Annotated in this window: 27 protein-coding genes and 1 tRNA gene; 11 read left to right on the top strand and 17 right to left on the bottom strand. The window is 61.6% G+C overall.

Annotated elements, in window-relative coordinates; all coding sequences use genetic code 11:
• Positions 1 to 10 precede the first annotated feature (10 nt).
• From J5Y06_RS05685 to J5Y06_RS05670, 4 genes are all read right to left on the bottom strand, one after another.
• Entirely contained in the window at positions 11 to 823 is an 813-nt protein-coding gene (locus tag J5Y06_RS05685; protein ID WP_209334058.1) for an ABC transporter permease, read from the bottom strand.
• Positions 820 to 1530: an ABC transporter permease gene (locus J5Y06_RS05680; protein WP_209334057.1), complete on the bottom strand. Its 711-nt coding sequence runs from the start codon at positions 1528 to 1530 to the stop codon at positions 820 to 822. Before J5Y06_RS05680 ends, J5Y06_RS05685 begins: the two co-directional genes overlap by 4 nt.
• A gap of 72 nt (positions 1531 to 1602) precedes the next feature.
• Positions 1603 to 2385 carry a transporter substrate-binding domain-containing protein gene (locus J5Y06_RS05675; RefSeq protein WP_385930666.1) on the bottom strand — a complete coding sequence of 261 codons (783 nt, stop codon included), beginning with the start codon at positions 2383 to 2385 and terminating at the stop codon, positions 1603 to 1605.
• 27 nt (positions 2386 to 2412) lie between these two features.
• Positions 2413 to 3186, bottom strand: a complete 774-nt coding sequence (locus J5Y06_RS05670; protein ID WP_209334056.1) for an ABC transporter ATP-binding protein — start codon at positions 3184 to 3186, stop codon at positions 2413 to 2415.
• Positions 3187 to 3382: 196 nt separating this feature from the next.
• Between J5Y06_RS05670 and J5Y06_RS05665 the strand changes: the two genes are divergently transcribed.
• The 6 genes from J5Y06_RS05665 to J5Y06_RS05640 all read left to right on the top strand — a co-directional run bounded on the left by J5Y06_RS05665 (position 3383) and on the right by J5Y06_RS05640 (position 7304).
• Positions 3383 to 4012 (top strand): TetR family transcriptional regulator C-terminal domain-containing protein, encoded by a 630-nt coding sequence (locus J5Y06_RS05665; protein WP_209334055.1) that lies wholly within the window; start codon positions 3383 to 3385, stop codon positions 4010 to 4012.
• A gap of 8 nt (positions 4013 to 4020) precedes the next feature.
• On the top strand, positions 4021 to 5184 hold the full coding sequence (locus J5Y06_RS05660) for a pyridoxal phosphate-dependent aminotransferase (protein WP_209334054.1): 1164 nt from the start codon (positions 4021 to 4023) through the stop codon (positions 5182 to 5184).
• A gap of 11 nt (positions 5185 to 5195) precedes the next feature.
• Positions 5196 to 5366 (top strand): small membrane protein YohP, encoded by a 171-nt coding sequence (locus tag J5Y06_RS05655; RefSeq protein WP_209334053.1) that lies wholly within the window; start codon positions 5196 to 5198, stop codon positions 5364 to 5366.
• 173 nt (positions 5367 to 5539) lie between these two features.
• The gene (locus tag J5Y06_RS05650; protein ID WP_280819012.1) at positions 5540 to 6064 is read left to right on the top strand and encodes a DUF2062 domain-containing protein; all 525 of its coding nucleotides are present in this window, start codon (positions 5540 to 5542) and stop codon (positions 6062 to 6064) included.
• 3 nt (positions 6065 to 6067) lie between these two features.
• Positions 6068 to 6649, top strand: a complete 582-nt coding sequence (locus tag J5Y06_RS05645) for a YqaA family protein (RefSeq protein ID WP_209334051.1) — start codon at positions 6068 to 6070, stop codon at positions 6647 to 6649.
• A gap of 130 nt (positions 6650 to 6779) precedes the next feature.
• Positions 6780 to 7304 (top strand): hypothetical protein, encoded by a 525-nt coding sequence (locus J5Y06_RS05640; RefSeq protein WP_209334050.1) that lies wholly within the window; start codon positions 6780 to 6782, stop codon positions 7302 to 7304.
• A 27-nt stretch (positions 7305 to 7331) separates the two neighbouring features.
• Here the strand turns inward: J5Y06_RS05640 and J5Y06_RS05635 are convergent, their stop codons facing one another.
• Complete coding sequence (locus tag J5Y06_RS05635; RefSeq protein ID WP_209334049.1) at positions 7332 to 9098, bottom strand: SLC13 family permease; 1767 nt, start codon at positions 9096 to 9098, stop codon at positions 7332 to 7334.
• A gap of 44 nt (positions 9099 to 9142) precedes the next feature.
• Here J5Y06_RS05635 and J5Y06_RS05630 point away from each other — a divergent pair, with 44 nt between their 5' ends.
• Positions 9143 to 9289, top strand: a complete 147-nt coding sequence (locus J5Y06_RS05630; protein ID WP_209334048.1) for a hypothetical protein — start codon at positions 9143 to 9145, stop codon at positions 9287 to 9289.
• A gap of 34 nt (positions 9290 to 9323) precedes the next feature.
• On the opposite strand, the gene J5Y06_RS05625 is transcribed toward J5Y06_RS05630, so the two are convergent.
• Positions 9324 to 9566: a hypothetical protein gene (locus J5Y06_RS05625; protein ID WP_209334047.1), complete on the bottom strand. Its 243-nt coding sequence runs from the start codon at positions 9564 to 9566 to the stop codon at positions 9324 to 9326.
• A 1-nt stretch (position 9567) separates the two neighbouring features.
• Here J5Y06_RS05625 and J5Y06_RS05620 point away from each other — a divergent pair, with 1 nt between their 5' ends.
• Complete coding sequence (locus tag J5Y06_RS05620; protein ID WP_209334046.1) at positions 9568 to 10212, top strand: PRC-barrel domain-containing protein; 645 nt, start codon at positions 9568 to 9570, stop codon at positions 10210 to 10212.
• Between the two features lie 148 nt (positions 10213 to 10360).
• On the opposite strand, the gene J5Y06_RS05615 is transcribed toward J5Y06_RS05620, so the two are convergent.
• Positions 10361 to 10435 (bottom strand) — tRNA-Glu (locus J5Y06_RS05615).
• A gap of 81 nt (positions 10436 to 10516) precedes the next feature.
• Positions 10517 to 10909: a fimbrial protein gene (locus J5Y06_RS05610; protein ID WP_245247572.1), complete on the bottom strand. Its 393-nt coding sequence runs from the start codon at positions 10907 to 10909 to the stop codon at positions 10517 to 10519.
• Positions 10910 to 10929: 20 nt separating this feature from the next.
• Between J5Y06_RS05610 and J5Y06_RS05605 the strand changes: the two genes are divergently transcribed.
• Complete coding sequence (locus tag J5Y06_RS05605; RefSeq protein WP_385930676.1) at positions 10930 to 11985, top strand: RluA family pseudouridine synthase; 1056 nt, start codon at positions 10930 to 10932, stop codon at positions 11983 to 11985.
• 164 nt (positions 11986 to 12149) lie between these two features.
• A complete protein-coding gene (gene rpoH / locus J5Y06_RS05600) occupies positions 12150 to 13058 on the top strand; it encodes an RNA polymerase sigma factor RpoH (RefSeq protein ID WP_209334045.1) in 909 nt (302 codons plus the stop codon).
• 76 nt (positions 13059 to 13134) lie between these two features.
• Here rpoH and J5Y06_RS05595 read toward each other — a convergent pair whose 3' ends face one another.
• Together J5Y06_RS05595 and J5Y06_RS05590 are read right to left on the bottom strand one after the other, a co-directional pair.
• Complete coding sequence (locus tag J5Y06_RS05595; RefSeq protein ID WP_209334044.1) at positions 13135 to 14769, bottom strand: hypothetical protein; 1635 nt, start codon at positions 14767 to 14769, stop codon at positions 13135 to 13137.
• 69 nt (positions 14770 to 14838) lie between these two features.
• Complete coding sequence (locus J5Y06_RS05590) at positions 14839 to 16137, bottom strand: adenylosuccinate synthase (RefSeq protein ID WP_209334043.1); 1299 nt, start codon at positions 16135 to 16137, stop codon at positions 14839 to 14841.
• A gap of 178 nt (positions 16138 to 16315) precedes the next feature.
• On the opposite strand from J5Y06_RS05590, the gene J5Y06_RS05585 reads away from it, so the two are divergent.
• Complete coding sequence (locus J5Y06_RS05585) at positions 16316 to 17203, top strand: DMT family transporter (RefSeq protein WP_209334042.1); 888 nt, start codon at positions 16316 to 16318, stop codon at positions 17201 to 17203.
• 91 nt (positions 17204 to 17294) lie between these two features.
• On the opposite strand, the gene serA is transcribed toward J5Y06_RS05585, so the two are convergent.
• From serA to ftsH, 7 genes are all read right to left on the bottom strand, one after another.
• The gene (gene serA, locus J5Y06_RS05580) at positions 17295 to 18887 is read right to left on the bottom strand and encodes a phosphoglycerate dehydrogenase (RefSeq protein WP_209334041.1); all 1593 of its coding nucleotides are present in this window, start codon (positions 18885 to 18887) and stop codon (positions 17295 to 17297) included.
• Positions 18888 to 18972: 85 nt separating this feature from the next.
• The gene (gene alaE / locus J5Y06_RS05575) at positions 18973 to 19425 is read right to left on the bottom strand and encodes an L-alanine exporter AlaE (protein ID WP_209334040.1); all 453 of its coding nucleotides are present in this window, start codon (positions 19423 to 19425) and stop codon (positions 18973 to 18975) included.
• Between the two features lie 16 nt (positions 19426 to 19441).
• Positions 19442 to 20617 (bottom strand): phosphoserine transaminase, encoded by a 1176-nt coding sequence (locus J5Y06_RS05570; protein WP_209334039.1) that lies wholly within the window; start codon positions 20615 to 20617, stop codon positions 19442 to 19444.
• A 172-nt stretch (positions 20618 to 20789) separates the two neighbouring features.
• On the bottom strand, positions 20790 to 21530 hold the full coding sequence (locus tag J5Y06_RS05565) for an outer membrane protein (RefSeq protein ID WP_245247571.1): 741 nt from the start codon (positions 21528 to 21530) through the stop codon (positions 20790 to 20792).
• A 188-nt stretch (positions 21531 to 21718) separates the two neighbouring features.
• Positions 21719 to 22594, bottom strand: coding sequence for an outer membrane protein (locus J5Y06_RS05560; protein WP_245247570.1), 876 nt, complete (start codon positions 22592 to 22594; stop codon positions 21719 to 21721).
• A 167-nt stretch (positions 22595 to 22761) separates the two neighbouring features.
• Positions 22762 to 24114 (bottom strand): phosphoglucosamine mutase, encoded by a 1353-nt coding sequence (gene glmM / locus J5Y06_RS05555; protein ID WP_209334038.1) that lies wholly within the window; start codon positions 24112 to 24114, stop codon positions 22762 to 22764.
• Positions 24115 to 24345: 231 nt separating this feature from the next.
• Complete coding sequence (ftsH, locus tag J5Y06_RS05550; protein ID WP_209334037.1) at positions 24346 to 26283, bottom strand: ATP-dependent zinc metalloprotease FtsH; 1938 nt, start codon at positions 26281 to 26283, stop codon at positions 24346 to 24348.
• Positions 26284 to 26336: the final 53 nt, after the last annotated feature.

Raw genomic sequence — 26336 nt, 5'->3', positions numbered from 1 at the left:
ATCAGCCACGTTAGTGCCCCCGCGTCGGAATGCGGTTTTCAAAGAAGCGGAAGACCAGAACCAGGATCGCAGTCAGGATCATGTAGATCGCGGCGAGCAGCAAGAGCGGCTCGTAAACGAGGTATGTTTCCTGCCGCACGCGCGAGATCACGCCGTAAAGGTCGACCACGGTGATGGTGGCCACCAGCGGGGTGGACTTCAGTTGCAGCACCGTTTCCCCGCTGAGGGTCGGCAGGGCGCGGTGCAGTGCGCGCGGCAGCCAGATTCGTCGCAGGGTTTGGCCTCGTGACATGCCGAAGGCCCGAGCGGCCTGCAGTTCGCCGGCCGGCACACCAGCAAAGGCGCCCCGCATCACCTCGCCCTCATAAGCGGCAAAGGAGATCGTCAGCGCCGCTAGGCCGTAAGGCCAGGCTTCGCGCAGATAGGGCCAAAGGAAGGAGGTGCGGATCTCCGGAATGGAAGGGAACAGGGAGCCGAGTCCGTAATATAACAGCCAAAGCTGCAGCAGCAGTGGTGTCCCGCGGATGACGGTGCAGAAAGCCTGGGCGGGAACCTTCAGCCACACTGGACCCGTGACCTGAACGAGGCCCAACGGCACGGCCAGGAGAAAGCCAAGGCAAGCCGAGCCCGCCAGCATCGCCAACGTCATCAGGAGCCCCGACCAAAGGCGCGGTCCATAGCGCGGCAGCCAGTCCCAGCGCCCGAACGCGATCGCCATGCCGATCAAGGCAAGGGCAACAAGCACCAGAATAACGCGGTGCGTTTGCAGCCGCCGTGTTGGAGCCTGATCCGGCGCAGCCGTGGCGCTTGCGACAGCGCTCATCCCGGCCTCGCAAAGCCACGGCGGGAACGGCGCTCAACCATGCCGATCACGGCGTTGGAGATCAGCGTCACCGCGAGGTAAAGCGCGCCGGCAGCAAGAAAGAAGAGCATGTAGCTTTTCGTGGTTCCCGCCGCTTGCCGAGTCACGAGCGTCAATTCGCTGAACCCCACAACCGCAAGCAGCGCCGTGTCTTTTGTGGCGATCAGCCAAAGATTGGCGAGGCCGGGAATCGCGTAAGGCAGCATAGCGGGAATGGTGATCCGCCGCAAAACAGTGGCAGGCGAAAATCCGAAGGCGCGGGCTGCTTCCAGCTGCCCCGGAGGAATGGCCTTGATGGCGCCGCGGATCACTTCGGTAGAATAAGCGCCCTGTACAACGCCGATCACGAAGATGCCCGCCGCAAGCCCGCTGATGTCGACCGGGCCCCAGCCCACCAGCCCGAGGAGCTGGTTCAAGAGATCCGTTCCCGCGTAATAGAGGATCAGGATCAGGATCAGTTCGGGAACGGCACGAACGATGGTGGTGTAGACCTCCATCAGGTCCCGCGTCACGGGCCCGCCGTAGAGCTTGCCGAGCGCGCCAAAGATGCCGATCACAGCGCCAAGCAGATAGCCACCGATGGCAATCTGCAAGGTCGCGAACAGGCCCTGAAGCAGCACGCCGCCCCAGCCGGGCGGGTCGAGCGCAAGCAGGCTCCAGTCAATCATGCGGTGCGGTCCGGTTCTGCGGGTTCATGGAACCAGCGGCGCAGCCGGAGGGGCGGCGCCGCTGGAAGCCGATCAATTGCCCCAAGGATCGAAGTCGAAATACTTCTTGGAGATTTCCGCATAGGTGCCGTTGGCACGCACTTCCTTGATGGCCGCGTTGAGCTTTTCCTTCAGCTCCGTGTCGCCCTTGCGCAGCCCGATGCCGACGCCTGGCCCCAGAACCTCGACATCAGCGGCCACGACGCCCTTTTCCTCGCAGCAAGCTTGCCCGGCCTCCGTCTTGAGGAAAGCCTTGAGTGCGATGGAATCCGCCTGCACAGCATCAAGACGTCCAGCAGCGAGGTCGTTGTTGGCCTCATCCTGTGTTTGGTATTCGCGGATCGTCGCGCCAGCAGGAGCGAAATGCTTGTTGGCATAGACCTGGTGGATGGTGGCAACCTGCACGCCGAGCGTCTTGTCGGACAGGCCTTCCGGTGTGGCCTCGAATTCAAGATCCTTTGCCCCAATCACGATGGTCGGCGTGTTGTAGTATTTGTCGGAAAAATCAATCGTTTGCTGCCGTTCCGGCGTGATCGACATGGAGCCGACGATCATGTCGATCTTGTTGCTGGTGAGGGCCGGAATGATGCCGTCCCACGCAACGGGGGTGACCACGCAGTCGAGTTCCGCCTCCTCGCACACCGCTTTCGCGAAATCGATTTCCCAACCCTGCCAATTGCCCGAAGCATCCGGAGACGTGAAGGGCGGATAAGGCTCCGCAGCGATGCCGAGCTTGACTTGCTCTGCTTGCGCGGCCGTCGCCGCAAGCCCCAGCACGACGCTGAGGCAGATCGTTCCCAAGAGATGCTTTTTCACGCTTGTTCCCTTTTCTCTTATTGCCGTTCAGTGAACCGAACTGATGAACTGCTTCAATCGTCCGGATTGCGGTGCCTCGAAGATCGCTTCGGGCGGCCCTTCCTCCTCGATCTCGCCACCATGAAGATAAATGACGTGGCTGGCGACGTTGCGGGCGAATTTCATTTCGTGCGTGACGAGGATCATGGTGCGCCGTTCAGCGGCAAGTCCGCTGATGATCGCCAACACCTCGCCCACGAGTTCCGGGTCGAGCGCCGAGGTCGGCTCGTCAAACAGCATCACCAGCGGGTCGATCGCCAGAGCCCGTGCGATGGCTGCACGCTGCTGCTGGCCTCCCGACATGAAGGCGGGATACGTGTCGCGCTTGTCGAACAGCCCGACCCGGCGCAAGAGCGCCTCGCCCGTTTCAACCGCCTGGTCGCGCGGCACGCCCAGAACCTGGATCGGCGCTTCGATCACGTTTTGCAGCACGGTCATGTGCTGCCACAGGTTGAAGTTCTGGAACACCATGCCGAGCCGCGCCCGCAGGCGCTGGACCTGCTTGCGGTCCGCCGGTTGCTGCCCGCCGCGCCCGTCGCTCTTCATGGCGATCACTTCGCCATGGACGGCTATGGTTCCAGCCGTGGGCAGTTCCAGCATGTTGATGCAGCGCAAAAGCGTCGACTTGCCCGAACCACTTCCCCCGATCACGGCGATCACGTCGCCCTCGCGCGCTTCGAGGGACACGCCTTTCAGCACTTCGAGGTCACCGAAGCGCTTGTGGAGGTTCTGGATCGAGACCGCCTGCTCGTGTTGGCCCATTCGAATGTTCCCTTCAGCTGCACGGCGGCTCTTCCGGCCTTTGGCGCATCTGACAATGTTTTCCCATAGACAGTGGCGCGTCAATCAGCAGCGACACCTTTTGCCTCGTTCCTGATCAAACTGTACACTTGCATAGCCTGGGTTCAAGTGCATGATGGAACAAATCACACGCCGTTGAAGGGTGAAGGGGGTGGCGATGCTGGCTTCTTCGAAACGGCCACCGGACGGGCAGCGTCGCGATGCCATGGTGGAAGCAACGCTCGATTGCATCGCAGATCTCGGAATCACCGCCACGACGGTAAGGGCCGTGGCAGCACGCGCAGGCGTCAGCAATGGGCTGATCCGGCACCACTTCGCCACAAAGGAAAACCTGATCCTCGCCGCCTATCGATTGACGATCGAGCGAATGCTGCAACCGGCTTTGGGAGCCCTGAGACTGCCGGACCTTCCGGCGCACGAACGCCTCGCGCGCTTTGTGATCGCTTGTTTGACAGGTCCGGTGGCCAACCCACGGATGCTCTCCATCTGGGCGACCTTTATCAGTCGGGTACGCGTCGATCCGCTGATTGCGCGCGAACACCAGGTCAGCTACGTCGACTTCCGGCGCGCCACCGAGCCTCTGCTTGAAGAAGTTTTGCGGAGTGAAGGCCGCCAACCTACCGACCAGGAGATCGAAGATCTTGCCATCGCGGTTCACGCGGTGATCGACGGTCTTTGGCTGGAAGGCTGCCTTTCCGAAGACATGGACGAGCGCAAGCAGATCGAGCTTGGCCTGCGCTCCGTTGAAGCCTTGCTGGCAATCAAGCTCCCCACCCCCTGTTTGTGACACCCATCATGCAGTTTGCTTCCATCACCGCCAGGCTGGCCGGTCTCGGCTCCAACAAGTGGGAGATCCATCATCTCGCACGGCAGCTTTCAGCCAGCGGCGAACCCGTCATCGAACTCACGATTGGGGAACCAGACCTGCCCCCGGACGCAGCGCTCCTGGACGCCTGCGATCGTGCCATGCGTGCAGGCCGCACCCGCTATTCCAACGGACGCGGCGAAAAAGCAGTGCTTGCGGCGATCGCGGCGAAATACACTCGCCGCACCGGCCGACAGATTACCGAGGACAACATCCTGTGCTTTCCCGGAACACAGACCTCCTTGTTCGCGGTGCTGATGGGCCTGCTGGAAGCCGGCGACAAGGTTCTTGCACCCGACCCTTATTACGCGACGTATGAAGCCGTTGTGCGCTCGCCCGGCGCCGAGCTTGTGCCGGTGCGGCTGCGCGCCAGCCAACGCTTTCACCTTCAGGCGGAAGATCTTGAAGCGGCGATCGTTCCCGGCTGCCGCTTGCTGCTTTTGAATACGCCCCACAACCCAAGCGGCGCCGTGCTAACCCGCGAAGAAATCGCGGCCATTGGCGAGGTGTGCCGCAAGCACGACCTTTGGATCGTCAGCGACGAAGTCTACGAGGATCTGACCTTCGGCGCGCCCTTCGCCTCCCCCTTCGACCTGCCGGAACTCGCAGATCGTACGGTTGTCGTGTCGTCCATTTCGAAGTCGCATGCAGCGCCCGGCTTCCGCAGCGGCTGGGCTGTAGGGCCCGTGGAATTTGCCCGGGCTTTGTTGCCCTTGTCAGAGTCCATGCTGTTCGGCAACCAGCCCTTCATTGCCGATATGACGGCCTATGCCTTGACCCATGACCTGCCGACGTCAGGGCTGATGCGCCAACACTACAAGGCGCGTGCGGGCTTGATCGTCGAGAAACTGCACGGCGTGGCTGGTTTGAAGGTTCTGCCTCCTGAAGCCGGCATGTTCGCATTGCTGGACGTTTCGGCAAGCGGCATGGACGGCCACACCTTCGCGCGCCGCTTGCTTTCCGAAGCGCATGTCGCGGTAATGCCGGGAAGCTCCTTTGGCGAGAATGCGGCACGATTCGTGCGGCTGAGCCTGACCGTGCCTGACGAGAAGTTGGGCGAGGCCTGCGCCCGCATCGCCGCCTTCGCGAAGTAGGTTTGGGGCTGATGGAGGCGAGGACCGCCACGGCCGTTGGAACGCCGCGCCCGCGCAGACGTTCAAAGACAGCGCTCAATCAGGAGATTTTTTCCATGTTCAAGTTCCTCGGTATCGCTGTTCTCATCATCTTTCTGATCGGGTTGGCGGTTGTGCTTGGCTTGTTCAACCTGATCTTCTGATCGCAAGCTCTAGAAGTGGGCAGGCGCGCCAGCCAGCGCTCTGCCCTCCCCAGGGCTGAAACAATGTCCTCGGCCCATCTAACTTTTGAAGGCGGCTTGGCGTAAATCTCGCGCCGAAAAGGGAGCCGCTCGTGAGTTGGACGCAACGCCTTCGTCGTTTTCTTTGGCCCAGGATGGGTTTGAAGCGCTACGGCAGATATCTTCTGCGTCGGCTCGAACGAATGACCGCGTCACCGCACCAGGTGGCGGCAGGCGCTGCCGCCGGCGCTGCGGTCAGCATGTTTCCGCTTATCGGCTTCCACTTCATCTTCGGGTTTGTGCTCGCTTTCCTGACGCGGGGAAGCATGCTCGCAGCAGCCCTTGGAACAGCGGTCGGCAATCCACTCACGTTCCCGTTCATCTTTTCAGCGGCCTACCGCATGGGCCGTTGGCTGACGCCAGGTTCCGACTTGGCTGCGGAAGACATGATGCGCGGCAATGAAATCGAAGACATCATGGGCGCCTTGGTTTCGGAAAGCATCTGGGCGATCTGGCCGGTCTGGAAAACCATGATGATCGGTGCCATTCCGCTGGCACTGGTGGTTTACGTCGCCAGCTACAGCTTCGTGCGCTGGTTTGTGTCGCGCTCGCACAAGCGGCGAAGCCGATTGCGCCAACGGCGATCGCCTTTCCCTCCTGATCGTGTTGCAGGCAGCTAGGCCTTGCTGAGACGGCTCTATAACCGGACCCTTGAAATGGCCAGCAAGCCGCATGCGGAACGGGCGCTGGCCGGCGTTTCGTTCGCCGAAAGCTCCTTTTTTCCGATCCCGCCCGATGTACTCCTGATCCCGATGGTCATCGCCGACCGCCTGAGGGCATGGCGTTTCGCCTTCGTCTGCACCGCAGCTTCGGTTCTGGGGGCGCTTGCAGGATACCTGATCGGCGCCTTCTTCTTTGAACAAGCCGCGCAGCCGATCCTGTCCTTCTATGGCTATGCCGACAAGTTTGACGAGTTCGCCGAAGGCTACAACGCCTGGGGCGCCTGGATCGTGTTGCTGGCCGGGCTGACGCCATTTCCCTTTAAGGTCGTCACGATTGCCAGCGGAATGACCGCCATGAACCTTTGGCAGTTCCTGCTGTTCAGCATCATTGCGAGAGCCATTCGCTTCTACGCGGTGGCCGGGCTGCTTTACCTGTTTGGACCAGCTGTTCGCACATTTATCGAGAAGCGTCTTGGGCTTGTTTTCACGGTCGGACTGGTCACTTTGGCTGCTGGCTTCGCTTCAGTGCGGTATCTGATCTAGAACGCACCTTCGGAGCCCACGCGATCCGAAGCCCTGCGAGTGATGCACGCGCAGCAGCAGCAGTGTGCCGCAACCATTTTGTCCCCGGTTTGTTGGCGCAGGTACTCAAACCAGCCAGCAAGGAGATCGTATGTCGATCAATCGGAGCCAAGAAGAGCGTGCACTCGACAAGAGCGAAATGGAGATGGTCGCCAAGTCGCACCATCCACAGCTCCAGGATCTGGAAGACAAGGAACTTGCGTCCTTGCTGAAGCTGGTTCGCGAGCGGCGAGACAAGGCACGCACGGAGATGCAGCGACGGCGACGCGAGATGCGCGGCAAGGCCGCGCCAAAAGGGGCAACACCATCGGCTTCCGCCGAAGGCAACAAGACCAAGCTGGAAGTCTTGTCGACCGCGGTGCGGCGGCTGAACGGCGAACGGTCTCGGCGCGACCGCATGGCGTCGCAGGTGTCCCAGGCCGAACTTTCGCGCAACGCGTTGAAGCTCAAGCAGGAAGCCGGCGACAACGATGAAGTCCCGTTCAACACGCGACACGCCCATCAGGGGATGCGCAAGATCGCGGCTGAACGGCGCAATAGCCTCGTGCGGCCAATGGAGCGGGGCCGGCTGCGCAAGGCGGCGGCCGTGGCCCAGGCCAAACGAGACAGCCGGTAAGCTGTCCCTTTGATCTTCCCGTTCTCGTCAGAACGGGAAGATCAAGCTGATGGCGAAGACGCTGGCCACGCCGACAATCAGGTTCATCGGAATGCCAACCTTCAGGAAGTCAGCGAAACGATAGCCGCCTGCACCGTACACAAGCGTATTCGTCTGGTAGCCGATCGGTGTGGCAAAGCTGGCGCTGGCACCAAACATGATCGTGACCACGATCGGCACGGGATCGATGCCGATCTGGTTGGCAAGTTGGATCCCGATCGGGGTCAGAACCACTGCCACGGCATTGTTGGTGATCATCTCGGTCAGGACGGACGCCAGAAGATAAATGGCGCCCAGGATCAAGATCGGCGGGTAGTTCGCGAAGGACGGGGCGAGCCCTTCCACGATCATCTTGATCGCGCCTGCATTTTCCAGCCCGCGCCCCACCATCAGCATAGCGAAGATGAGGATCAGGATCGCGCCATCGATCGCGCCCCAGGCCTCATCGGCGTCAATGCAGCGCAGCACCAGGATAACGGCAACCGCGAGCATCGCGAGAACGCCGATATCCATGAAGTTCATGGCCGAAAGCAGGACCACCGCCGCAAGAGCGGAAATGGTGATAGGCCCACGGGAACGGCGGAACGCGCGGCCGGACGGGCGAGACACGGATACAAGCGCCGCATCGTCAGCCAGCGTGTCGAAGGCATCGGCCGGCCCTTCCAGAAGAAGCTTGTCGGCTGGCTTCAAGCGGACGGACGCGAGATCCGGCCCGGCGATATGTTGATGTCGGCTTGCGCCAAGAACACGTACGCCAAAGCGACGGCCAAGCGCCAGATCCGCAAGCCGCGAACCCGTGCTGCGTTTGGTGGGAGAAACCACAGCCTCAACCGTGACCACATCGCCCTCGGCCCGCCGTCCGCGCCCAACAAGCAGCTCCGGCATATCGTTGAGCGTCAGAAGCTCGGAGGTCGTCGCCATGACAATGAGCATGTCCTTGTCCTGCAGAACGGCCTCTCCGAGCTTGTTGCGCTGGGTCTCACCCCCACGCCGCAACCCGATTACCCGCACGCCGGCCTGGTTGAAGGCGGCGACCTCGGACAACGGACGCTCACCAAAGGTGGAGGCATCCCGCACCAGAACCTCGGTCAGGAACTCCGTTTCCTCGCCGACCTGCCCTTCCTTCTGCTCGCTTGGCAGAAGCGGAGGCCCGAGCAACAAAAGCGCCAGCGCGCCAGTCGCGGCCGCCACTAGGCCCACAGGCGTAATGTCGAAAATGTTGAAGGCCGCCATCCCGTTCTGACGCGCGACACCGTCCACAAGAAGATTGGTGGAAGTGCCGATCAGGGTGCAGGTGCCCCCCAGAATGGCAACAAACGACAAGGGCATCAGGAGCCGGGTGGAGGCAACACCTGCCGCTTTTGCAAGGCGCATCATGATCGGGATCATGACGAGCACCATGGGCGTGTTGTTCATGAAGGCGGACGCGACCATCACGACCGCGAGAACCAATCCGATCGTGAGGTACGGCCGAACCGTCGCATGCTTGGTGATCATGCCGGCTGCGGCCTCGATCACGCCCGTGCGAACCAGCGCGCCCGAAAGCACGAACATCGCTGCTATCGTGATCGGTGCCGAATTCGAAAACACGCCCATCACTTGATCTGTATTCAGGAAGCCGAACACGACAAACAAAGCCGCGGCCACAACGGCTGGGACTTCGGGCGGGTACTTCTCCCAGATAAAGGCGGCAAACAGGCCGGCCAGGATCGCCAGAGCTAGAAGAGGCTCATAGCCGCTAATCAGATTGGTCATGAACGGCATGGAGTCTCGTCGCGTGGGTTGTTCGAGGAGCTTCAATGAACAAGCAGGTGAATCGCTCCCGATCGCCGGTGGCGCAGGGCGGATTTGCAGGATTGATACCTGCCGAGCAAGCGGTCATCTGCTGCGGCCAACCCGAAATTGCAAATACATCACTGAGCCGGCTGGCGCTCTGCTCTGGATGACGTGTCTCTTCCACAGCAGTAGATCAGATGATGCTCACGAAACCTTCATAGAACCCGGGAGGAACGGTTTGATCGGATCGCGGTTGGGAAGGGCAAGATAATCGATGAGGAACGCTTTGATGAAGAAGATTTTGGTTTCAGCTCTTTTCGCAACATCCTGTCTGGCCGCACCTGCATTGGCGCAGACGACCACAACAGGCGAAACAACAACAGCGCCGGCAGCCACCACATCGCCGGCCACAGGCACCGACACGGCGCCAGCCACCACCACGAACACGATGACGCAGCCGACCGGTAACACGACCGAAGGCGCGATGCAGACAACGGGCGCCAGCGCCGAGATGCAGAGCCAGGGCGGGTTCATCACCTATCAGGAAGGAAATCAGGTCCTGGGCTCGGGCTTGATGGGTGCCAACATCCGCGGCGCGGACGGCGAGAATATCGGCACGGTCGACGACCTCCTGCTTGACCGGAATGGCCAGGTTCAGGCCGTTGTTGTCGGGGTTGGCGGTTTCTTGGGCATTGGGCAGAAGAACGTCGCGATCGCGAACGATCAGCTGGAATTCGTTCTTGCGCAGGACGCCGCAGCGATGAGCGGTGATGCAGGGACCGCCGCGGCGCCTGCCGGAACAACACCAACTGCTGCAGCGCCTGCCGGTGGCGCAACAACCGCGTCAACCACAAACCCGGATCCCGCCGCAGTTCCCGCAGATGGAACCGCAACGGGAGCGGCCACCGGCACGGCTCCGATGGCGGGAACCACGACCGACACCGCAGCCACGGGCAACACCGGGATGACGGGCACCGATATGCCGACGACTGATAGCCGCTTTGGCTGGTCCGGCGCTGGCCTTGACCACATTCAGGTCAGCTTCACGCGCCAGCAGCTGGAAGACGCCCCGGCGTTTGAAGCCGCGGAATAACCTGCCGCATCACGCGACCAGCTAAGAAGAGGGGGCATTTGCTCCCTCTTTTTCTGTTCCGGAGGTGGTCCTAGTCGACTGGACAAGCGGGCCAATGAGTTGTTGCCCAACTCACGACAGAAACAGACAGAATGAAGATTGAAAGACTTGGTACGCCCAAGGGGAATCGAACCCCTGTTTGCGCCGTGAGAGGGCGCCGTCCTGACCGCTAGACGATGGGCGCTAGCAAGTTGTTCGCATATAGCGAGGGTCGGAAAGAAACGCAACCGGGCCGCGCCAGGTCGGCGCAGCGCAAAAGACAGCCTCAGAAATTCGGCAAATCGAGTTGCGCGATGATCCGCCCTTGCGCGAAATCGTAGATCACCAGTTGGCGTGCCCCTCCAGCCGTTTCAACGTGAAGGCTGACGCGGTCGCCGGATAGCGCCTGGGAATGAACCCGCGTTCCCGGCTCCAAAGGCACCTGACGCCGCACCGCTTCGCCCGGAATCTCCGCGGAGCCAAGCGCAACAGCGTCCTGCGCCGGCTCCGGATCGCGCGTCCAGCGGTAGACAATCGCCAACACCACCGCCATAAGCGCCACAAACAACAGCCCGAGATTGATCGCCATGAAGCGCACCAGCTTCCGGCGCACACGCTCCACCGCTGGATCGAGCGGCTTGTTCTCGTCTTCAAGCTCGTTCTGGTCGATGTGCTGCAATTCGAAAGATCCGTACCACGATGAACGGTCCCCATAGCGAAGCCGACCCGTCATGGAAAGTCGCCGGAACGGATGATGAGGAAAACAGCCTTGCCCTCAGCGTGGAGGAAGCCGGCAACAGGATGCGGCTCGATCAATGGCTTTCAGCCAAGCTCGCGCCGGACTATTCGCGCAGCCGCGTGCAAGCGCTGATCAAGGGCGGTGCCGTGCGCCTGGATGACCAGGTGGTGCTCGACCAGAAGCGCAAGCTGTGGACGGGTGCGGAAGTGGTGCTCAATGTGCCGCCCGCTCAGGATGGGGAGCTGAAGGGCGAAGACATCCCGCTGGACGTCCTGTTTGAAGATGAGCACCTGATCGTGATCAACAAGCCCGCGGGGCTCGTTGTGCACCCCGGCGCGGGCAACTGGACCGGAACGCTGGTGAACGCCCTGATCCACCGGTGCGGCGAAAGCCTTTCAGGCATCGGCGGGGTAAAACGGCCGGGCATTGTGCATCGGCTCGACAAGGACACCAGCGGTGTCATGGTGGCGGCCAAAACGGATGCGGCTCATCGCGCCCTCTCCGATGCCTTCGCCGACCACGGCCGCAGCGGCGATCTCGAGCGCGCCTACCTTGCCCTCGTCTGGGGCGCGCCGGCTCGGGCATCGGGCACGATCGAGGCGGCCCTCGGCCGCGCGTCAGACCGCGTTCGTCGTGCCGTGGTACCGGAAACCCGAGACGACGCGCGGCATGCGGTGACCCACTACCGCGTGCTGGAAACATTCGGAGCAAGTGCGGAACCGGTCGCCTCCGTGGTGGAATGCACACTCGAAACAGGCCGCACCCATCAGATCCGCGTTCATATGGCCCATATCGGCCATCCCGTGATCGGGGATCCGGACTACGGCGGAGGCTTTCGCACGAAGGCCAACCGTCTGCCGGAACCGCTTCGAGATCAGGTCGTTAAACTGCCGCGGCAGGCGTTGCATGCCCGACTGTTGGGTTTTCGGCACCCGGCAACTGGCGAGCAGATGGCCTTTAAGGCGGAACTCCCTGCGGACTTTGCCGAACTCCTCCAAGGCTTCCGCGCTTTGTAGACCGCTGCTCCCGATCGTTCACACGTTGGTGACGCTGCGTCGCCCGCCACGAAATGAGTGTAATTTCCCGGTTTGTTCCTGTATAAGGATGTGTGTCGGGCCGGACGAAAGTAGGTCCGTCCGGCCTGCCATCATGGAGGCCGGTGAAGAAGGAGGGTGCTTTCATGGCCCAAACATTACCGAGCATCGTTTCCGGTGAAGGCGGCTTGTCCCGCTACCTGGAAGAAATTCGCCGCTTTCCCATGCTGCAGCCGCAGGAAGAGTACATGCTCGCCAAGCGGTATCTCGAGCATGAGGACACGCAGGCTGCCCATAAGCTCGTCACCAGTCACCTCCGCCTCGTCGCGAAGATCGCGATGGGCTATCGCGGCTATGGCCTGCCCATCGGCGAAGTGATTTCCGAAGGCAATGTCGGCCTCATGCAGGCCGTCAAGAAGTTCGAGCCGGAACGCGGCTTCCGCTTGGCCACCTATGCCATGTGGTGGATCAAGGCGTCCATTCAGGAATATATCCTGCGTTCCTGGAGCCTCGTGAAGATGGGGACCACGGCCAATCAGAAGCGCTTGTTCTTCAACCTTCGCAAGGCGAAGGGAAAGATCCAGGCTCTGGATGATGGCGATCTGCGTCCCGATCAGGTGGCCGAGATCGCCACCCGCTTGAACGTGTCGGAAGAAGAAGTCGTGTCGATGAACCGGCGCCTGTCCGGCGACGCTTCGCTGAACGCACCTATTCGCGCCAGCGAGGGTGAAGGCGGCGAGTGGCAGGATTGGCTGGTCGACGACAGCGACAATGCCGAAACGATGTTGATCGAGCAGGACGAACTCGACAACCGTCGCGGAATGCTGAGCGGCGCTTTGTCCGTTCTCAACGACCGTGAGCGGCGCATTTTCGAGGCACGTCGCTTGTCGGAAGACCCGATGACGCTGGAAGAACTGTCGTCCGAATTCGACATCAGCCGTGAGCGCGTGCGCCAGATCGAAGTGCGCGCTTTCGAAAAGGTCCAAGATGCGGTGCAGCAGGCCGCACGTCGGCAGGCGCAGGCGCTGCGCACCATCGAAGCTGAACCGGCCTGACGACGTCCAAGTCGCTTTAACAAGAAAAGCCCGCCTGATGATAGGCGGGCTTTTTGCGTTGGACAGAGCGGAAGATCTAGCCCGCCGTGGTGTTCGGCCACGCCCGCATCACTTCTTCAAAAACGCGTCCGCCCGGAATGCCCTTTTCTAGAGTGATCAAGGCGCGCCGGCCCGACTTGTAGATCAGCGGAATATCGATCCAGTCCTGTCGCCGCAGCAACGTCATGTTGGCCTGTACCTCGGCGGGCGAGTCGCTCAGCGCCACAAGAAAGAAGCCGTCGGCAATACGCGCGGGGATGCCGAGCAGCGGACTGCCCGTCGACTGCTCCGTGTCCTTCAGCGCAACGCGAACTACATTCTCGATGCCGCCTCCTTCGAACCCCTCCGGGGTCAGGAAGATCATTTCCATGATGTGGCTGGCGGGCAAAGTCGGATCCGCGTTGCGACGAATCGTCATGCGCAGTTGCAGGTCCTTGGCTGGGATCATCACTTCCGCACGGATCGCCGGCTCTGGCGGCGCGTCACCGCCCGGCGACTCCTGAACCACGGACCAAACAAGGCTGCCGCTGTCGGCCGAAGCCGCGGCTGTGGCAGTGCGCTCCTGGTAAAAAATTGCGCGCTGGCCGACGGCGACCGACTCTCCCGCGGGCGCACTAGGCGCAGGCGCGCCGGCGGGAGCGGGATTTGCCGGTGCGGCCGGCTGTTCAGCTTGCGCAAGTTGGGTCAATTCGGCGACCGATGTGCCCTCGCCGATGGAAACGCCGCCATTCGCTGGACCGGCGTCGACTTCTGTACCATCGGGCTGGAGGCGCTGCGTGTATTTGCGGATCGGTTCTCCGGCCGGATCGGTTGTCGCGTCCGGTTCTTTGGCAGCGTCGTCTTGTGACGGGGCGTCGTCGGCAGGCGGCACATCCTCCACCAAGCCCTGCGGGTCGGCGGCAGCGACATCCTGCTCCTCCGTGCCTTCCGTCAGCGGCTGGCTGTTGTCGCCGGATGCGATCTCGGCTGCGTCCCCTTCTTCGCCGTTAACGGCCGCATCATCGGGAATATCGGTGCCTTCAGCGACATCCGCGGGCCGGACGATGCCGTCTTCGGCCGTGGTGGTTTGCCCGAGAAGCGCGGTAAAGGCGTCCTGGTTGAGCCAAAGGGCGTAGGCACCGCCGCCGAGAACCACAAGCGCAAGAACGGCCGCAATCAGCCCGTTCGACAAGCGACGCCGCGGCGCGGTTTGCGGCGAAACGGGTGCTGCAATGCGCTCGAACCGGATCTCGTCCGCTTCCACCGCGTCGTTCTCAGCGGCGTCGTCACCGACCTGATGATCCCCCTCAGCTTTGGGGTAACGAGCCTGATCCTGCTCCGGCAAGGCGAAAGGATCCACGCGCGGCAGAGAACCGCGCGTTGGCTCGAAGCCCGCCTGGGGATCGCTGGCAGGTGCCGCATCGGGTTCGGAAGCGTAGTTGCCGAAGAAGTTGTCGAGTTCGTCGAGCTCTGGCTCGACCGGAGGCTCATAGGCTTGTTCAACCACCCGGATGGCGTCTTCCAGAGCCTGCCGCTGCCGCTCTGCCACACCGTCCGGGAGCGGAGGCGACAGAGCCGCGAGCTTGGCTTGGATCGTCGCCCTGGCCTTGTTGTAGACCCTCGCACGAACTTCCGGCGTGTTTTCGCTCAGCCCCTCGACTGTTTTCTTAAGGACGGCGACGAAATCGGCCATTCGGGTCTTGGTTCCTGCTGTACGTGCGCCCCCTGGGGCAAATCAGTTGAGCCGGCCGGGCATTGAAAATTAGTCTTGAAACGGGTCGGTCACAAGGATCGTATCGTCTCGTTCGGGGCTTGTTGACAGCAGCGCCACCGGCGCGCCGATCAATTCCTCGATGTAGCGGACATATTTCACGGCCTGGGCAGGCAGGTCGTTCCAGCTCCGCGCACCCTTTGTGGTACCCTTCCAGCCTTCCAGCACCTTGTAAACCGGCACCACCCGCGCCTGCGCCCCCTGGCTTGCCGGCAGATAGTCGATGTCCTCGCCATCCAGCTGGTAGCCTGTGCAGACCTTGATTTCGTCCAGTCCGTCGAGGACATCGAGCTTGGTCAGCGCGATGCCGCGGATCCCGTTCACGGCCACGGCCTGGCGAACAAGAACAGCGTCGAACCATCCACACCGCCGTTTACGCCCGGTAACTGTGCCGAATTCATGGCCGCGCTCCCCAAGGAACTGGCCGACCTCGTTGTCCTGCTCTGTTGGGAATGGGCCTTCGCCGACGCGAGTCGTGTAGGCTTTCGTGATCCCCAAAACATAGTTGATCGCGTTCGGACCAACCCCCGAGCCCGCTGCCGCCTGGCCTGCCACCACGTTGGACGAGGTGACGAACGGGTAAGTGCCGTGATCGATGTCGAGCAGCGTGCCTTGCGCGCCCTCGAAAAGGATTCGCTCGCCTGCGCGGCGCTTGTCATCGAGGATCTTCCAGACGCGGTCCATATAAGGAAGGATCTGGGCGGCGACGGAAGTCACTTCTTCCAGAAGCACCTCATGCACCACTTCCGGGTGGCCCAAACCTCGGCGCAGTGCGTTGTGGTGCGTCAGCAGGCGCTCGAGCTTGCCCGGCAGCGTTTCCTGGTCGGCAAGGTCCATGAGGCGGATGGCGCGACGACCCACCTTATCCTCGTAGGCCGGGCCGATCCCGCGGCGTGTCGTGCCAATCTTGGTACCCGTGCTGGATGCAGCGTCCTCGCGGAATCCATCGAGTTCCCGATGCACGGACAAAATCAGCGGGGTGTTTTCGGCGATCTTCAGCCGATCCGGCCCGATCTCCACCCCCAGCGCGCGAATGCGTTCAAGTTCCGTGACAAAGGCATGCGGGTCGAACACCACGCCGTTTCCGATCACGGACAAGGTATCGGGACGCACAACGCCGGACGGAAGCAGCGAAAGCTTGTAGACCTTGCCGTCCACAACAAGCGTATGGCCAGCATTGTGGCCGCCCTGGAACCGCACGACGACGTCGGCACGCTCCGACAGCCAGTCAACGATCTTGCCTTTGCCTTCGTCGCCCCACTGCGAACCGACGACAACAACATTGGCCATGACACTCTTTCCTTGGTCGAACGCGAGCGGAATCGCTGTGTCTATAGCCATCGCGCGCCTTTGACGCGACCCATTTTGCGCTGGCGCTTCAGTTCTGGACCAACATTTGACGCGGCGCGAGGGTTTACTCGCAGGTGGCAAGCTTCTAGCGGACGGTTCCGCCAGATTCGGAACCTCCATGAAACGCACTGCCTACCTGCTGCTCGTCTTCACCATGCTGCTTTGGGCAGGAAACGCAGTCGCGGGCAAGTTCGCTGTCGGCAACATTTCCCCGATGCTTCTCAACACGCTGCGCTGGCTGATCGCGGCTGTTGTGCTGGCGCTTCTCGCGCGCAAGCGGTTGCAAAACGAGTGGCCGGTGATGAAGGCGAACGCGCCGCTGCTTTTTGGGCTTGGCGCCGCCGGCATGACTGGTTTCGGCATCTCGCTTTATGTGGCGGTGACCTTCACCAGCGTGATCAATGCATCGATCGAACAGGCTTCGATGCCTCTGATCGTGTTCGCGGCCAATTTCTTGTTTTTCCGCATGCGCGTGTCCGCCGGCCAGATCATTGGCTTCGTGATCTCCATCACCGGCGTCATTGTCACCGTTACGCATGGCGAGTTTGCCCGGCTTGGAGAGCTAGACCTGAACATCGGCGACGCCATCATGGTGTTCGGCATCATGCTCTATGGGAGCTACACGGTAGCGTTGCGCTTCCGCCCTGCGCTTCACTGGCAAACCTTCATGCTGGCCGTCACCGCCAGCGGCTTCCTAACCTCCCTGCCCTTCGCTGTGATCGAGGCTTGGACAAACCATTCCATGGTTCCGACACCAACCGGATGGGCTGTTCTCGCTTTTGCAGGACTGTTTCCATCGCTGATCGCGCAGGTATCGTATGTGCGAGGGGTCGAACTGATCGGCGCCAACCGCGCGGGTCTTTTCATCAACCTGGTGCCGATCTTCGGCACCTTGCTGTCGATCGTCCTACTGGGCGAAGCCTTCCAGCCTTACCATGCCGTGGCCCTGGTCATGGTCTTGGGCGGCATCTATCTCGCGGAACGCCGCGCGCCGGCTGGAGCCTGACGGCTCGCGGGTGATGGTCACCGAAACATCAAGCACTTCGTCGGCATATAGAACGGCTCGTCAATCCCTTGGACTGACGAGCCCCGCACCCTCATGCTATGTCGAACTGCAGACGCTTTGCTGACTGGATGGCCGGGTGCTCGTTAACTTCGCGCAGCACCGGTTCGGGGAATGGTGCATCGAGATAAAGCAGCGCGATGGCATCGCCGCCGGGACGATTGCGGCCGAGTTGGAAGTTCGCGATGTTGACGTCATTCTTGCCGCACACGGTGCCCAGCAGGCCGATGATGCCGGGCGCGTCAGCATTTGTGGTGTAGAGCATGTGCTGCCCTACTTCGGCATCAAGGTTGATGCCCTTGATCTGGATGAAGCGCGGCTTGCCGTCCGAGAAGCAGGTGCCGGCGATCGAGCGCGTCATCTTTTCGGTTTTCACCGTTAGTTTGATGTAGCCGTCAAACACGCCCGACTTGTCGCGCTTGACCTCCGAAACGATGATGCCGCGCTCCTTCACCATGATCGGCGCGGATACCATGTTGACGTCCGCTACCTGCGGCCGGATCAGCCCGGCCAGGGCGGCCGAGATCAGCGCGCGCGTGTTCATGGTTGCTGTTGATCCATCGAACAGGATCTCGACTTCCGTGATCGGCTCCTCGGTGACCTGTCCAACAAAGGCGCCGAGCACTTCCGCGAGCTTCACGAACGGCTTCAAGCGCGGCGCTTCCTCGGCCGTGATCGAGGGCATGTTGATCGCGTTGGAAACCGCGCCCTTGATCAGATAATCGGCCATCTGCTCGGCCACCTGCAGCGCGACATTCTCCTGGGCTTCCGAGGTGGAGGCGCCGAGATGCGGCGTCGCGACCACGTTTTCCAGCCCGAAAAGCGGGCTGTCGGTTGCCGGCTCGATTTCGAACACGTCAACGGCGGCGCCCGCCACCTTGCCGCTCTTCAGCGCTTCGACGAGATCGGCCTCGACGATCAAGCCACCGCGCGCGCAGTTGATGATGCGCACACCCGTCTTCATCTTGGCAAAGGCTTCGGCGTTGATGATGCCCTTTGTCTTGTCGGTCATCGGCGTGTGCAGCGTGATGAAGTCCGAGCGCTGGAGGAGTTCGTCCAGCTCGACCTTTTCCACGCCAAGTTCGGCAGCGCGCTGTTCCGAAAGGAAAGGATCAAACGCGATCACATGCATCTTCAAGCCGACGCCACGCGTCGCGACGATCGAGCCGATGTTGCCGCAGCCAATCACGCCCAGTGTCTTGCCGGTGATCTCCACGCCCATGAAGCGGTTTTTTTCCCACTTGCCGGCCTTGGTCGATGCATTCGCTTCCGGCAACTCGCGCGCCATTGCAAACATCAAGGCCACAGCGTGCTCGGCCGTGGTGATGGAGTTGCCGAAGGGCGTGTTCATCACGATGATGCCCTTCCGGCTGGCGGCCGGAATGTCGACATTGTCGACACCGATCCCCGCACGCCCGATCACCTTGAGATTGGTTGCGGCAGCGATCAGCTTTTCGGTGACCTTCGTGGCAGACCGGATGGCGAGGCCATCATACTGGTCGATCACGGACAGGAGTTTCTCCTTGTCCTTGCCGAGATCCGGCAGGTAATCGACGTCCACGCCGCGGTCCTTGAAGATCTGCACGGCGGTTGGGGAAAGCTTGTCGGAAACGAGTACGCGCGGCATGAAAACCATCCTGTTCGATACGTGGCTGGCGCCACCGAGTTGAATAAGAAACAGAAGGCCGTCAGGGCCTTTCTGGCGAGCGGCTTCAGCCGCCAAGCGACATCGGCTTCTGCCCCTGTCCCTCGAGACCGAAGCGGTGCCGCACGAATTCCAGCCACACGCCGTATGGCCGTCCAAGAACGATCATCAGCGCTGCGAAGCCAAGAGCACCCGAGATCACGGACGATCCCCTCGCACCGCCTGCCATGATGATCGCGACATAGATCGGCACCTGGAAAACCAGCAGCGCAAGACCGTCGGCAGCAATCGTGGCAAAGCGGGAAGACGGATTGATCTTGCACAGGAGCCATTCGCGCCAGATCCCGTAGGGTCTGGCCGTCAGCACCATCAAGGGCGCCCCAATCGCGCGCGCCGTCGCAACTTCGCTCCAGTTCAGACCTGCCACGAAGCGCTCGTTGAGGCCGCTGGTGATGGTGAAGAAGATCACCAGCGCCAACGTGTCTGCCAGAAAGCTTCGCGTCTTTGCCGAAACAGCCACGACGCGTTGTCCCGCCTCAGGCCGCGGCCTTGAGCTGCGCCTTTTGCCCGGCAAAGGCCCAGTCGAGCCAAGGCAAAAGCGCCTCGATATCGGCTGTTTCTACCGTCGCGCCGCACCAGATGCGCAAGCCAGAAGGGGCATCGCGGTAAGCGCCGATGTCGAGCGCGACACCTTCCCTCTCGAGCGCTGAAACCATGCCCTTGGCAAAGGCAGCTTGGCCATCTGTGTCCAGCGCTTCGACCTGCGGGTCGGTGATGGTCAGGCACACGGAGGTGTTCGAGCGGGTATTCGGCGCCACCGCAAGATGACCGAGCCAGTCGCCGTCTTGAACAAAGCGATCCAGGGCGGCGAAATTCGCGTCTGCGCGGGCGACCAATCCATCAAGGCCGCCCACCGACTTCGCCCACCGCAGGGCATCGAGATAGTCTTCGACGCACAGCATGGACGGCGTATTGATGGTCTCGCCCTTGAAGATGCCCTCGATCAGCTTGCCGCCCGAAGTCAGCCGGAAGATCTTGGGCAAAGGCCAGGCCGGCTTGTAGCTTTCCAGGCGCTCCACCGCGCGCGGGCTGAGGATCAGCATGCCATGGCCGCCCTCGCCGCCCAGAACCTTCTGCCAGGAGAAGGTGACAACATCGAGCTTGGCGAAGTCGAGGCGCTGCGCAAAAGCAGCTGAGGTCGCGTCGCAGATCGTCAGACCCTCGCGGTCAGCTGGAATGAAGTCGGCGTTGGGCACGCGCACCCCAGACGTCGTACCGTTCCAGGTGAACACGACGTCGCGGTTGAAATCGACCTGAGCGAGATCAGGCAGCGCACCATAAGGCGCGTCGATGGTGCGCACGTCGGGCAGCTTGAGTTGCTTGACCACATCGGTAACCCAGCCGGCACCGAAGCTTTCCCAGGCGAGCACATCGACGCCGCGCGCGCCGAGCAGCGACCACAGCGCAATTTCCACGGCGCCCGTGTCGGACGCCGGGACGATGCCGATGCGGTAGTCCGCCGGCACCTGCAACACCTCACGGGTGAGGTCGATTGCTTCCTGGAGTTTGGATTTGCCGATCTTGGCGCGGTGCGAGCGGCCGAGCGCGGCATCACTCAAGGCCTCCAACGACCATCCCGGTCGTTTGGCGCAAGGTCCGGACGAGAATTGGGGATTTGCCGGGCGCACTGCCGGCTTCGTCAGAGTCGTCATCGTGGTCTATCCTTCCAGATAGTCAGCACCTCGTTGGGGAGGCGTGGCCCACGAACGCGTTTATGGATGCAATCGGCTGCCGTCAAGAAGAAAGGCTGCGTCGCAAACAGAACCTGAAACGAAAACGACGGGCCTGAGCCCGCCGTTTTGTCGTGCGAATGGAAAGCTGTGCTTACCAGAGGTCGTAACGCAGGCCGACCTTGACCTGGTGGAAATCGAGGCCTTGCCCGTAAAGACCCGGCTTCTCGAAGGAGAAGTAGTCAGCCTTCGGAGCGTTGAAATACTGGTAGCCGACATCCAGCGACAGGTTCTGCGTGAGGCTGTAGGCCATGCCCGCGTTGAGCGTATAGGCGAAGCCGAAATCGTCGCGCTTGAAGTCGCCGAAATAGGCTTCGTTGTCCGGCACGCGGATGTCGCCGTAGCCCTTGGAATGCGTGTAGACCATGCCCGCGCCGGCACCAACATAGGGGGTGAACCCGGCAAATGTTCCGAGATCGATGTAGCCCGTGACCATGCCATAAGCCATGGACGTTTCGATTTCCGAGCGGGCGCTGAAGGCAGCATCGAAGGGGTCGATGTTCTCTCCCCAGGCCTTTTCACGACGAAGGAATCCGCCGGTCAGATCGACGCGGAGGTAGTCGGTGATGTTGTAGCCAAAACCTGCGCCGCCGAACAACGAGGTGTTGTCCTCGCCGATTTCGAAATCGGGGACGTAGCCGGTGCGCTCGTAGTTCTTGTAGCGGCTGGAGAATGTGTAGCCGACATCGCCGCGAAGGTACCAGCCGGATCCGACTTCGACCGGAACGACTTCCTGGATGTCGTCGATCACGATCGGCGGATCGTAGTCGGCTGCCTGAGCGGCAACGGAAGCAAACATGAAGCCTGCGGCGAGCAACAAGCGAGTTGGAAGCATGATCTATCCCCGATCCCCAGCGCGCTTGGGTGAACCGCGCTTCTTCATACCGCCATTCTTAAGGAAACTGGTTAAATCGACGTTAAGTGCAACGACTTGCTAAGCATGTTGCGGACAACTTTGCCTCTGTCTTTGAACGCAAAACGCCCGGCTGGCCCGGGCGTTTTGTTATCAAAGGGGCCGTCTGCTTATTTGTAGACAGGCAGTGGCTCATAGAAGGCCGGCTCGGCCTTGGGCGTGCTGCCAAAGGAGTAGCGCAGACCTGCCTTGACGGAATGGAAGTCGATGCCGTTGTCGCGGCCGTGGCCCGTGTAAGGACCGCCCTCCGCATCATCGCCACCGAACATGCGCCCGCCGGTCACGCGTGTGTAGCGGTACCCGACATCGAGGGCCAGGTTGTGCGTGAAGGCGTAGGATACGCCTGCCGCCGCGGAATAAGCGAAGCGCCAATCGTCGTGACCCTCGTGAGACAAGGTCGCATCGCAAGCGCCGTCCGAGTAGCAGGCAGTGTTGCGCAGCGTGTTCCACTTCACATGCGCACCACCGAGACCACCGCCGATATAGGGCGTCAGGCCATGCCAGGTGCCAAGATCGACATAGGCATTCGCCAGAAGCGAAAGAGCCGTCATGTCGGTAAGGTCGGTGGAGGTGCAGAAGCCATCACAGCCTTCGGTGCGGCCGCGGAACTTCGACTTGCTCTGATAATCGACCGTGAAATCGGTGCGCAGATAGTGGTTGATCTTGTAGCCGATACCACCGCCGAAGCTGAAAGAGTTGCGCAACTTGCCATCGAGCTTGTTTCCGTCAACCAGGCGCGCGCCGATCACCTCGCCGCAGCAATCGGTGGTGGTGGATACGACGGTATAATCCGCGCCGCGGAACTTCAGCTTGCTGTAATCGACGTCACCGCGGATATACCAGCCGCCAGTGGAAACTTCACGGTATTCGATCGCAGGTGGTGTTTCCACCGGCGGCTCGTAAAGATCAGCTGCAAAGGCCGGTGCCGCAAGGCTGCCCGCCAGGAATGCGCCAAGAAGCGGCGTGCGGAAGTCGAACATCATCATACCCCTGAACACATGCCGAACGACTCGGCGCTTGATGAACTCTCAAGCGACATTGGACTGGATTGGTTAAATGCGACTTAACCGTCTTCTTTAACCACGCAGTTCCAGCGACGTAAAAAAACAGGCCGCCGAAGCGACCTGCTTTGAATGGTGACGCGAGGTTGATCTCAGGCAGCGTTGCGCTGATCTGCAATGACTTCAACGATCTCGCGCACCACGGTTTCCACCAGGCCGCGGTCGTCCGCTTCAGCCATGACGCGAATCAGGGGCTCTGTTCCCGAGGGACGGATCACCAGTCGGCCGCCGGCGCCCAGGCGCTGGCGAGCATCTTCGATCATCCGCTGCACGGGCGGCGTTTCCAGCGGCCGGCCGCCGGAATAACGGACATTCTTCAGCACCTGCGGCACAGGCTCGAACTTGGAACACACCTCGGAAGCCGGCCTGTTTTCCCGCTTGATGCACGCCATCACCTGGAGGGCTGCGACAAGACCGTCACCGGTGGTGGAAAAATCGGACAGCACGATATGCCCGGATTGCTCGCCACCGACGTTGAAGCCGTGGGCGCGCATGTGCTCCACGACATAGCGGTCGCCCACTTTCGTGCGGTGCAGGGACAGGCCCTTGTCCGACAGGAAGCGCTCGAGCCCGAGATTGGACATGACGGTCGCCACAAGCCCGCCACCTGCCAGACGTTCGCTTTGCTGCCAGCTTTCGGCGATCAGCGCCATGATCTGGTCGCCATCAATAAGCGTGCCGTTCTCATCCACGATGATCATGCGATCGGCATCGCCATCAAGCGCAATGCCGATATCGGCACGCACTTCATGCACCTTCTTGGACAGGCTGAGCGGGTGCGTCGAGCCGCAATCCTTGTTGACGTTGAAGCCATTCGGCTCGTTGTGGATGGCAATCACCTCGGCGCCGAGTTCCCAAAGGGCGGCGGGGGCGACCTTGTAGGCAGCGCCGTTGGCACAGTCGATCACGACACGCAGGCCCGACAAGGACATGGAGCGCGGCAACGTGCGCTTGGCGAACTCGACGTAACGGTCATGTACGCCGTCGATGCGTTTGGCGCGGCCGATATCATCCGGCTCGGCGACCGAAAGCGGCGCTTCCTGGTCGAGCATTGCCTCGATGCGCGCTTCAAGCTCATCGGAAAGCTTGTAGCCATCGGGGCCGAACAGCTTGATGCCATTGTCGTAGTAAGGGTTGTGCGAAGCCGAGATCATTACGCCGAGATCCGCGCGAAGCGACCGCGCCAACATGGCAACAGCCGGCGTGGGCACCGGGCCGAGAAGAAAGACATCCAGACCCGCGGCGGTGAAACCCGCCACCAGCGCATTTTCGATCATATAGCCGGACAAGCGGGTGTCCTTGCCGATCACCACCCGATGGCGGTGCTTGCCGCGCTGGAAGCACATGCCGGCGGCCATGCCGACCTTCATCGCCACTTCCACTGTCATCGGAAACTGGTTGGCTGTTCCGCGGATCCCGTCGGTACCGAAGTACTTCCTGCTCATACTGCTTGCTCGCCCCGCAAAGAGTTGCGTCGTGGCGCTGGTCTGCCACAGAACCTCATCCAAGAAACATCACTTTATATGAGCAGGTGTTACTGCTTTCTGAGCTTGCGAAGGGGAGCCGCGCCCCGGAGCCGAGGTGTTTCTGCGAGCCACTGCCGGAAAACACGAGCGCCAAACGAAAACGCCGCGACAAAGGCCGCGGCGTTGATGCTGGGTTTGTGACGAGCGAGCTCAGCCCTGCGGCTGGGGCTCCATAGGCCCATCGGGCTCCTCGCCTTTTTTGTTGCGCCCGGGCGCAGATCCGGCCTTCGGCACCGCCGAACCGCGCGACGGCGGCGTGTCGTCGCCGAGATCGCGGGATGGCTTTTCGCCGGCCATGAGTTGCTTGATCTCCTCGCCCGTCAGCGTCTCGTATTCGAGCAGGCCTTCCGCGATGGCGATCCATTCCTTGTTGTTCTCGGTCAGGATGCGCGTTGCTTCTGTATAGGCCTCGTCGATCAGGCGGCGGACTTCCGCATCGATCAGCTGGGCCGTTTCTTCCGAAACGTTCTGCGTTCGCGCCACCGAATGACCAAGGAACACTTCTTCCTGGTTCTCGCCATAGGCTACATGGCCGAGCTTGTCGGAGAAGCCCCAGCGCGTGACCATGGCGCGCGCCAACTTCGTTGCCTGGTCGATATCGGACGAAGCACCCGAGGTGATGTTTTCCTTGCCGAACTTCAGTTCCTCGGCAACGCGCCCGCCCATCATGATCACGAGCCGCGAGGTCATCCACTTGTAGCTCATGGAATACCGGTCGCCTTCGGGCAACTGCATCACCATGCCGAGCGCGCGGCCGCGGGGAATGATGGTTGCCTTGTGCAGCGGATCGGCAGCCGGCACGTGGAGTGCGGTAACGGCATGGCCCGCTTCATGGTAGGCCGTCAGTTCCTTTTCCGCCTGCGTCATCGCGTTGGAACGCCGCTCGGCGCCCATCATGATCTTGTCCTTGGCGTCTTCGAACTCCGCCATGGTGACGAGGCGCTTGTTGCGGCGCGCAGCCATAAGGGCGGCTTCGTTGACGAGGTTCATCAGGTCGGCGCCGGAGAAACCGGGCGTGCCGCGGGCCAGGATCTTGAGGTCGACATTGGGAGCAAGCGGCACGTTGCGCACATGCACCTTGAGGATCTTTTCGCGGCCAACGATGTCCGGGTTAGGCACAACCACCTGGCGGTCGAAGCGGCCCGGACGCAGCAGCGCGGGGTCGAGCACATCCGGACGGTTGGTGGCCGCAATCAGGATCACGCCTTCATTGGCCTCAAAGCCGTCCATTTCGACGAGCAGCTGGTTGAGCGTCTGTTCGCGCTCGTCGTTGCCGCCGCCAAGGCCGGCGCCGCGATGACGGCCAACCGCGTCAATTTCGTCGATGAAGATGATGCAGGGCGCGTTCTTCTTGGCCTGCTCGAACATGTCGCGCACGCGGCTCGCACCCACGCCAACGAACATTTCCACGAAGTCGGAACCTGAAATCGTGAAGAACGGTACGTTGGCTTCGCCCGCCACGGCGCGCGCCGTCAGCGTCTTGCCGGTGCCGGGAGGGCCCACAAGCAGCACGCCGCGCGGGATCTTGCCGCCAAGGCGCTGGAACTTCTGCGGATCACGCAGGAATTCAACGATTTCTTCGAGGTCCTGCTTGGCTTCGTCCACACCGGCCACGTCGGCAAAAGTCACGCGGCCATGCGCTTCTGTCAAAAGCTTGGCCTTGGACTTGCCAAAGCCCATCGCGCGGCCCGAGCCGGACTGCATCTGGCGCATAAAGAAGATCCAGACGCCGAGGATCAGGATCATCGGCAGCCAGGAGATCAGGTACCCGAACAACGAGTTCTGGCCATCGGTTTCCGGACGTGCGGTGATTGCAACGTCCCGGTCCTCAAGCCTTTGCACGAGGTTGGCGTCGCCAGGCGAATAGGTCTGGAAGCCTGCGGCATTGTCGCCATAGGTGCCGGTGATCCGCTCTCCCGCGATCGTGACGCTTTTCACCCGCCCGGCTTCAAGCTCCTGCAGGAACTCGGAATAGGCGATCTCGCGCGAAGCGCCGCGCTGTTGTGGCGTTTGGAACAAGTTGAACAGTGCAATCAGGAGGACGGCGATGATCGCCCAAAGAGCGAGATTGCGATAATTCGGATTCATTCTGTGTCCTGTCGGAGCCGCCGCAGCGGACCGCCTTTCCGGCCCGTTGGCCT

This window comes from Tianweitania sediminis (genome assembly GCF_017813335.1).
In the GTDB taxonomy this organism is placed as follows: Bacteria; Pseudomonadota; Alphaproteobacteria; order Rhizobiales; family Rhizobiaceae; genus Tianweitania; species Tianweitania sediminis.
Note: the sequence above shows the minus strand (reverse complement) of the source record. Positions and strands in the feature narration are given on the sequence as shown.